The organism is Clostridium tarantellae (genome assembly GCF_009295725.1).
Lineage (GTDB): Bacteria > Bacillota > Clostridia > Clostridiales > Clostridiaceae > Sarcina > Sarcina tarantellae.
The window spans coordinates 1-3,033 of sequence record NZ_WHJC01000362.1; the positions used below are offsets into that span (position 1 = coordinate 1).

Annotated in this window: 2 protein-coding genes; one reads left to right on the forward strand and one right to left on the reverse strand. The window is 25.8% G+C overall.

Features of this window, described 5'->3' with window-relative positions; all coding sequences use genetic code 11:
• Positions 1–97 precede the first annotated feature (97 nt).
• Positions 98–655, forward strand: a complete 558-nt coding sequence (locus GBZ86_RS14450; protein WP_152891807.1) for a hypothetical protein — start codon at positions 98–100, stop codon at positions 653–655.
• 231 nt (positions 656–886) lie between these two features.
• Here the strand turns inward: GBZ86_RS14450 and GBZ86_RS14455 are convergent, their stop codons facing one another.
• Complete coding sequence (locus GBZ86_RS14455; protein WP_152891808.1) at positions 887–2,842, reverse strand: glycoside hydrolase family 3 protein; 1,956 nt, start codon at positions 2,840–2,842, stop codon at positions 887–889.
• Positions 2,843–3,033: the final 191 nt, after the last annotated feature.

A 3,033-nucleotide genomic window follows, 5' to 3' on the forward strand; every position in this document is an offset into this window, starting at 1 on the left:
TTAAAAAATAGGGTTATATAAAAATATATATGGGTTTGTGAAACTAAAAGAAAAACTGTTAAATAATTAGCTAGATTATTTAAAAGGAGAATTTAATATGAGAAAAAAATTATTAGTATCTATAATAATAACAAGTCTTTTAGTTAGCTTAACAGGCTGTGCAAATAATTTTGCTAGTAACTTTTCTAATAAAACAAGTAATAATCCAGTTGAAACCTATAAAAATGATGATACTAAAAAGGAAATAAATGAATCTAATGGTATAAATGCTAGCAATATTAATGAAAATAAAGAAGCAATAAAAATAAAATCTCAGTCAAATTTGCATTTGCAAAAATTAGCTGAAAAATTAGGTATATATAAATATGCAAATCATAAAGAGGCTAGTACTATTCCTATAAAAGTTTTAAAAGATAATAACAATTTAACTTTTAAAAAAGATAAATCAAGTAATAGTTTTCTTTACACTACAGAAAAATTTAATGAAAATATTAATTCAGGTCTTTTAATTTTAATATTTCCTGATGAAGAAAAAGATGGTGATAAAACTTATCATACCTTTAAAATTTCAAGCATTAATCTAATAAAAAATGGAGGTACTGGAACAATAGAAGTAGGTAGAATCTATAGCGATGGAACCATTAAAACAGAATAGGAAGTATGCTTTTAAATTTACATAAAAATATATTTTTATAAGAATATTTAAAAAGAAGTTCTTAGTAGGTGCTTTTATAGCTATTAATAACTATGAGAGCACCCACTAAGAACTTTTTAAAGATTAGCTTCCTAACTATTTTAATATTTGAATAATTAATATTTCATACTATGATTTTGACAATGGTTTCATCTTTAATAACTTGAAAAACTATATTATTTTAATTAATATTTAATGAGTATTATCTTTTTTATTTAAATCAGTTAATCCATGTCCATAAGGATATACATTTTTTGAAGTATTAAAAGAACTATTTTCTAAAAGGGGGATATCTACTGGTAAAATACCCTTAGATTTATTTTTTCCAAAAACTACTTCTATAGCTGCAGGAATATTGGCACCAAAAGTTTGTTTAGTGCTTAATCCTCCATCAGTTTCTGTTGGATCAATTCCTTTATATCCATAAGCTAAAACCTTTGCTTTAGCATTAGGATAAACTCCTACATCATAAGGTTTTCCTATACTTATAAGAACTAAATCTTTATTTAAGCTATTAGCATAATCTATTATGGCAGTTGGTGTAGCTGTAAGCCAATGTTTAAAATTCAAATGAGTTACATTTCCCATTTTTGTTAGTATTAATATATAATTAGCCTTATATATTTTATTTTTAAGTTCTTTTGTTAAATCCATTTGTTTATTATAGCTATGAGTAATTAAATTTAAAGAAGGCATTTTTTCTTCTGCAATTAATCTATTAATGGCAAATTTCATACTAGGAAGTTCATTTTCATATGGAGCTATAAGTAAAATATTTTCATCTGCCTTAGGATTAAAAGGAAGTATATTATCTTTATTTTCAACAATAGTTATAGCTTCTGCTGATATTCTTCTTTCAATATCACCATGTTCTTTAGAACCTACTATAGTTTTAGCATTATTTATTTTTTCTTCTAAAGTTTTATTATCATCTTTTAAATTTAATATACCCCTATCAATTTTTAGCTTAACTATTCTTTTTACAGAATTATTAATCTTTTCCATAGGTATTTCACCAGTATTTACAGCTTCAATAACACTAGTTATTATACTATCAAGTTTTTTAATATCTTTTGTGCTTCTTAAAATTGTTGGCATTAATATAATATCTACTCCAGCATTAATAGCTAATTTGGTAGCTTCAAATTCTCCGAAATTCTTTGAAATAGCATCCATATTCATAGCGTCAGTTATAACCACACCATCATAACCCATATCTTTTCTTAATAGACCATTTATTATGTCATCTGATAAGGTAGCAGGTAATTCAATTTCACTGCCATCTGCTAAGGATATATATTTCTCTTTTTCTATTTGTGGAAATTCAATATGAGCCGTCATAATCATATCCACATCATTATTTACAGCATATTGAAAAGGAATAAGTTCTGTTTCTTTCAACTGTTCTAAGGATTTATCTACCCTTGGTAAACCTGTATGAGAATCTGTCGATACATCACCATGACCTGGAAAGTGTTTTGCTACTGCTGATACTCCCTGATTTTGTATTCCTTTAATAAGCTGTACTCCTAATTTTCCCACTAATTCTGGATTGCTTGATATAGATCTTAAACCTATAACTGGATTATTTGGATTATTGTTAACGTCTATAGAAGGTGCGAAATTCACATTTATTCCAAGAGAAGCTAATTCTTTACCCATTACATTTCCAGCATCATAAGCATTTTTTTCACTTCTTGTTGCTCCTAAGGCCATATTTCCAGGAAGATTTGTTCCAGCACCTAATCTAGTAACAATTCCTCCTTCTTGGTCTATAGTAATTAATAGTGGTAAATTTCCATCCTTATCATTAATGGCTACCTGTTGTAAATCATGAACTAATTTAGTAGTTTGTTTTGTTCCTTTAACATTTTGAGCAAATAATATAACTCCACCTAAATCATATTTTTCTATAATATTTGCAACCTCATCATTAATTTCTGTGAAATCTTCTTCAAAACATCCATTTAAGTTCCATTTTCTAAAATCAAGCATTAGCATTTGACCTATCTTTTCTTCTAAAGTCATATTACTAACTATTTTATCTACGTTTGATGTATTACCTTTTGCTTTAATACCTAAGTTTATTATTAAGGAATTAGCTAACATAACTGTTATTAAAGTAAAGATAATTTTTCTGTTTTTCATAAATTTTTCCCCTTTATTTTAATATATTATACCTATTAAGTAATTTACATATGTTTTAAAATATATTCCTTAATAAAAAAAAAACCGAAAAAGATATTTTAAATAATCTTTTTCGGCTTATGATTATACAATAAAGCTATATGCCTAATTAAGTATAATAATATTGTAATTAAATTATAACATATAAATGC